Genomic DNA, 5,511 nt, shown 5'->3' on the forward strand with positions numbered 1-5,511 from the left:
CGCACGGACGGACTCCGTGCGGCGGCGGCCGCTCCACGGGGGAGGGCGCAGGTCCGCCCCCGGTGGCCGGGTCAGGCGCCCTCGCCGAGCACGCCGTGGATCAGCTCCCTCTGGTCCTCGGACAGGTACGGGTCCTGGAGGTCGATCGCCCGGCCGTCGACGGTGATCCGGTAGTGGAAGCCGTCCGCCGTGGACGCGACGGCCCGGTGAGCCAGGTCCTCCCACTGCGGCGCGTCCCGGCGGCCGGCCGTGTCGAGCTCGCGCTCCTTCTCGCCTCCGGCGAAGCCCCCGGATCGGGTGACGGTGATCAGCATGTCCCTTTCCTCCCTGGGTCCGGTGTCCGCCGCGGCACCCGGTGCGGGTGCTCGGCGGCGGAGGCGGCGCGTCGGCCGCCCACGCCGCGGCTGCCCCGGATCCGGGCAGCGTCCCGGCGGGAAGCCCGGAACGCCGCGGATCGGCCGGAAACCGTCGGCCGGTGGCCGACGGGACGGCCGCAGCGCGTCCGGGCCACCTCCCCGCGCCGCCCGGCCGCCCCCGTCCCGTCCGCCCGGGCCCGCCCCCGGGTGAGCCGGCAGGGGGAGGGCGGCGCGGGTACGCGTGCGCCGTGGGCGCCGGCCCGCCGGCCGGAGTGATGATCGGTCCCGTCCGACGGCACCCCCCGGTGCCCGCCCCTGATGTGCTCCCCGCCGTCCGCCGACGGCAGAGAGAGGTGCAGTGCCGTGCGCGCCTTCGCGATCGACGCCTTCGGAGAGACCCCCCGGCTCAGGGACCTGCCCCGGCCCGAACCCGGCCGGGGCGAGGTGCAGATCCGGGTCGGGGCGGCCTCGGTGAACCCCCTCGACTGGAAGGTGGCCGCCGGTGCGCTGGCCGCCGCCGGCGCCGTCTTCCCCTTCCCCCTCACCCTCGGCTCCGACTTCTCCGGCCGGGTCACCGCCGCGGGGGAGGGCGCCGCCTGGGAGGTGGGGCAGGAGGTGTTCGGCATGCGCCTGCCCGGGGCCGCGGAACACGACCCGCACGGCTCCTACGCCGAGTACCTGACCGCCTCCCCGCAGACCGCCGCCCTCGCGGTGCGCCCCGAGGGGCTGGACGAGGTGTCGGCGGCCGCGCTGCCGATGACCGGCGGCACCGCGCTGGCGCTGACCCGCTGGCTGGAGCCCGCGGAGGGCGAGACCCTGCTCGTCGTCGGCGCGGCCGGCGGAGTGGGCTCGTACGCCGTCCAGCTGGCGGCCGCGCGCGGCTGCCACGTGATCGCCGTGGCCGCCGGCGACGACCACGCCTACGTCCGCTCCCTCGGCGCCCGGGAGGCCGTCGACCACCGCACCGCGGACGTCGCCGAAGCCGTCCGCGCCGCCCACCCCGGGGGCGTCGACGCCGTCCTCGACCTCGCCGACGACCGCGAGACCCTCATGACGAGGATCGCCCCGCTCGTACGGGACGGAGGCCGCCTGGCCACCACCGTCTTCGCCGCCGACCCCGACGCCCTCGCGGCCCGCGGCGTCCGCGCGGTCAACTTCGGCTACCGGGCCACGGACGGGGACATGGCCGAGCTCGCCGCACTCGTCACCTCCGGCGCCCTGCACGTCGCGCAGACCACCACCTTCCCGCTCACGGCCATGGGCGAGGCCCACACCACCTCCACCACCGGCCACGTCCGCGGCAAGCTCGTCATCACCACGGACTGAACGCACCACCCTCTGAGCGCACCACGAGCTGAACGCACCACCCTCCGAATGCACCACCGCCCGGACGCACGGGGCCCGGACGCACGGGGCCCGGCCCCGGCCGGGCCGGCCGTCGGTTTGCCGGGGGAACGGCAGGGCACGCGCGGATCCGATCCGCCCCTCCGCCCCCGACACCCACCGAGGAGCCATGAACGGCGTTCTGAGACTGCTGACCGTCATCGGCGGCTCCGTCCTGCTCACCTTCGCGGCCGGCCGGCTCGCCGACCTGCTGCTGAGGCGCGCCGACGCCCGCCACCCCGAGACCCCCCTGTGGAGCCTGCTGCGCCGCTGCGAGCTCCCCCTGCGCGTCCTCCTGCTGTCCGCCCTGCTGCGCGGCTCGTACCGGCAGATCAGCTGGCAGCCCCTGCGGGAGCACGAGGCGGCCGTCGGCAGGACCCTCTCGCTGGTGACGATCGGCGCCGGCGCCTGGTTCGTCGTCCACATCACCGCGGCCGTGGTCGAGTCCTCGTACGCCCGCTACGCCGCGGGCACCCGCGACCCGTCCCGGCTGCGCCGCGTCCGCACCCAGGTGACCCTCATCATGCGGATCGTCACCGCCGTCGTCGCGCTGGTCGCCGCCGCCGCGATGCTGCTCACCTTCCCCGACTTCCGCGCCGTCGGCACCTCCGTGCTCGCCTCCGCCGGGATCATCGGCATCGTCGCCGGCGTGGCCGCCCAGTCCACCCTCGGCAACCTCTTCGCCGGGTTCCAGATCGCCTTCGGCGACCTGGTGCGCATCGGCGACACCGTCGTCGTCGACGGGGAGTGGGGCGTGGTCGAGGAGGTCACCCTCACCTTCCTCGCCGTGCGCACCTGGGACGAGCGCCGCATCACCATGCCCGTCTCCTACTTCACCGGCAAGCCCTTCGAGAACTGGTCCCGCGGCGGGATCCAGATGACCGGCACCGTGTTCCTGCACTGCGACCACAGCGCCCCCGTCCCCCTGATCCGCGAACGCCTCAAGGAGATACTCGACGGCTGCGCCGCCTGGGACGGCCGCGGCTGGGGCCTCGCCGTCACCGACACCACCCCCACCACCGTCGTCCTGCGGGCCATCGTCACCGCGAAGGACCCCGACGACCTGTGGACCGCCCGCTGCGCGGTGCGCGAGCAACTCGTCGCCTGGCTCGCGGAGAAGCACCCGTACGCCCTCCCGCGCGTCTCCACCTCCCCGGCCGTCCCCGCGCCGGAGCGGTACGCGGTGCCGGACAGGTTTCACGACGCCCGACGGGGCCAGACGCGGGACTGAACGACCGACGCACGCACGCCAGCCCCCCCACGGGAAAGGAGCCCACCCATGTCGGACCTGTCACGGCTGCCGGGCCGAGCGGAACACCACTGGATATGGCAGGAACACGCCGCCTGCCGCGACCTCGGCCCGGACCGCTTCTTCCACCCGGCGGGCGAGCGCGGCGAGGACCGCGCGGAACGCGACGAGGCGGCCCGCGAGATCTGCGCGCTCTGCCCGGTGCAGACGGAGTGCCTGCGCCACGCCCTGCGCGTACGGGAGCCCTACGGGGTGTGGGGCGGCCTCACGGAGGAGGAGCGCCGCCCCCTGTACGCGCACGCCGCGAGCTGAACCCGGTCAGGGGGCGGAGGCGTTCCAGTAGGCCCGGCCCGGCTCGGGCCGGCGGGGAGCGAAGAGCTCGGAGACCGTCACCGGGGTGGGGGTCCGGCCGGTCAGCCTCCGCACCCGGTCCTGGACGAGCAGCAGCTGGCGGCGCACCTCCTGCGGCGTGGCCAGCGGCAGAATCGTGTGCGACCAGGTGTGGTTGCCCAGCTCGTGGCCCTCGTCGGCCTCCCTGCGGACGACCGCGGGACGGTCGAGGGTGTGCTTGCCGAGGAGAAATCGCTCACGGAACTCTCCATGCCTGTCGCGGACTTCGCCCGCCGACCCCGTGGGCGGGCCTGCTCAGCGGTCCTTGAGGAGGGCGCAGGCGAAGTCCTCCTGGACCGTGCGGAGCCGGGCCAGCAGGGCGGGCTTGTTGCCCTTGCTGGTCTGGGTGTTGAGGGAGAAAGTGAGCGAGCGGGTGCCGTCCGGGGTGGTCGCGGCGAGCTGGGTGTAGCCGGGGAAGTTGCCCGTGTGGCCGTAGAGGACGCCGCAGCGGGTGGTGTACTGGTAGATCGCGAGCCCGGCGGCGTTGGTGCCGGGTCCGGCGGGCTCCGAGGAGTCGCCCGGGCGGAAGGTGAGCTGCTCCTTGCGGGTCTTCTCCGACAGCAGGGCCGGTCCGCCGTACGCGCGGATGAACGCGCCCAGCTCCTTCGGAGTGGAGACGATCCCCCCGGAGGCCCAGACCCCCGAGGCGCCGAGGGCCTCGCTGACGTCCTCCGGTCCGGCGGGCGGGGTGACGTCGTAGCCGTGCAGGTACGGGCGGGGCAGCCGGTAGCCCTGGGGCAGGCTGGTCTCGCGCAGGCCCAGCGGGCGGTACACGAGGTCCTTGAGGAGGTCCTCGTAGCGGTGGCCGGTGACCGCCTCGGCCATGAGGGCGACGGCGATGTTGTCGGAGTTGGAGTACTCGTACAGGCTGCCGGGGCGGAACAGCAGCGGCTCGTCCGCGACGAAGCCGAGGAGGCCGCGCGAGTCGAACCGGTGGCGGGGGTCGGCCTGGAGGATCTTCAGGAACTCGGGGGCGGCCGAGAAGTCGGGCAGGCCGCTCGTGTGCTGCAGGAGCTGGCGCAGCGTCACCGCGTGCCAGGCGGCGGGCTGGGCGGGCAGGCGCTCGCCGATGGTGTCGTCGAGGGAGAGCAGCCCCTCGTCGACGAGCCGGAGCGCCACCGCACCGCTGTAGGCCTTCGCGATGCTGGCGACGCGCATGTGGTCGTCGGGGTCCGGCCGGCGGCCGGTGGCGATGTCCCCGACCCCGGCGGTGTACACCCGCGAGCGGCCGTCCCGGGTGAGGACGGCGATGGCCCCGGGCGGCCCGCCGGCCTGCGCGACGAGCCGGTCCAGCTGCCGCTGGAGGCGCTCTTCGCGGCCCGGGTGCCCGCCGTCGGCCGCCTGCGCGGGTGGCAGGAGCGTGCCGAGCGCGACGGCGGCGAGGGCGGCGGCGGACAGTCCGGCGCGGAAGGGGCGTACACGGGTGGGCACGGGCGTCTCCCGGTGTGGGGCGGTCTCGGCCGACGGGCCCCGATGAGGGCCCGCCGGTACGGCCTGCCTAACAGCCGCACGGGCACCGGGCCGCCGGGAACACGCCCGCCCGGGTCCGCTCGGCGCACACGGATCCCCCCGCCCCGGGCGTGTCGCGGGCCCTAGGCAGCGGGCGGCGGGAGAGGGCCGGGGTCGTGCGACGTGTCCGACGCCGCTCGGTCGTTGGCCGCCAGCACCCGGGCCAGCCGGTCCGCGGCGGCGACCACGGCGGGCCAGCCCGGTGCGTCCAGATAGACGGCGTCGGGGGCGGCGGCGCCGACCGCGTCCTGCACCGCCCCGTAGGCGGCGCCCAGACGGGCCATCAGCTCGACCTCCTCCTCGGTGCGCAGGCTCCGACCCAGCCAGGGCCGGGGATCGTCCGCGTCGCAGAAGTCGTCGAAGAGCACGTGCACGGTGTGGTCGAGGTCTTCGAACCGCTCCAGATCGAGCCACACCTCGCGCTGCCACGCCGGACTGGCCAGCGCCGTGACCGCCGGTACGACATGGAGGCGGTAGTAGGGCAGGGCTATGCCGTGATCTTTCACGTACCAAGCGTACGCACCCCGGCCGCTAGGGCCTGTCGTCAAACTCCCGTCTGCCCCGCGACGCCTGGCACGCGCTCTCGCCGCACCGGGCGAAAGCCAAGTACGTCCAGTACGCGGG

6 protein-coding genes and 1 pseudogene are annotated in these 5,511 nt (G+C 75.4%); 3 read left to right on the plus strand and 4 right to left on the minus strand.

All coding sequences use genetic code 11. From position 1 onward, the window contains the following. Positions 1-71: 71 nt before the first annotated feature. Positions 72-314, minus strand: a complete 243-nt coding sequence (locus AB0O29_RS33890; RefSeq protein ID WP_365159681.1) for a protealysin inhibitor emfourin — start codon at positions 312-314, stop codon at positions 72-74. A 405-nt stretch (positions 315-719) separates the two neighbouring features. On the opposite strand from AB0O29_RS33890, the gene AB0O29_RS33895 reads away from it, so the two are divergent. The 3 genes from AB0O29_RS33895 to AB0O29_RS33905 all read left to right on the plus strand — a co-directional run bounded on the left by AB0O29_RS33895 (position 720) and on the right by AB0O29_RS33905 (position 3,300). Beyond that, positions 720-1,682 (plus strand): NADP-dependent oxidoreductase, encoded by a 963-nt coding sequence (locus AB0O29_RS33895; RefSeq protein ID WP_365159684.1) that lies wholly within the window; start codon positions 720-722, stop codon positions 1,680-1,682. Between the two features lie 187 nt (positions 1,683-1,869). Further along, on the plus strand, positions 1,870-2,970 hold the full coding sequence (locus AB0O29_RS33900) for a mechanosensitive ion channel domain-containing protein (protein WP_365159687.1): 1,101 nt from the start codon (positions 1,870-1,872) through the stop codon (positions 2,968-2,970). 48 nt (positions 2,971-3,018) lie between these two features. Further along, a complete protein-coding gene (locus AB0O29_RS33905) occupies positions 3,019-3,300 on the plus strand; it encodes a WhiB family transcriptional regulator (protein WP_365159690.1) in 282 nt (93 codons plus the stop codon). 6 nt (positions 3,301-3,306) lie between these two features. Here the strand turns inward: AB0O29_RS33905 and AB0O29_RS33910 are convergent. From AB0O29_RS33910 to AB0O29_RS33920, 3 genes and pseudogenes are all read right to left on the minus strand, one after another. After that, positions 3,307-3,558, minus strand: a pseudogene (locus AB0O29_RS33910) (polysaccharide deacetylase family protein); the annotation flags it as partial. Between the two features lie 75 nt (positions 3,559-3,633). Beyond that, the gene (locus tag AB0O29_RS33915; RefSeq protein ID WP_365159693.1) at positions 3,634-4,809 is read right to left on the minus strand and encodes a serine hydrolase domain-containing protein; all 1,176 of its coding nucleotides are present in this window, start codon (positions 4,807-4,809) and stop codon (positions 3,634-3,636) included. A 161-nt stretch (positions 4,810-4,970) separates the two neighbouring features. Next, on the minus strand, positions 4,971-5,393 hold the full coding sequence (locus tag AB0O29_RS33920) for a hypothetical protein (protein ID WP_365159696.1): 423 nt from the start codon (positions 5,391-5,393) through the stop codon (positions 4,971-4,973). Between the last annotated feature and the right edge of the window lie 118 nt (positions 5,394-5,511).

Origin of the sequence: Streptomyces sp. NPDC089915 (genome assembly GCF_040684675.1) — a bacterium.
In the GTDB taxonomy this organism is placed as follows: domain Bacteria; phylum Actinomycetota; class Actinomycetes; order Streptomycetales; family Streptomycetaceae; genus Streptomyces.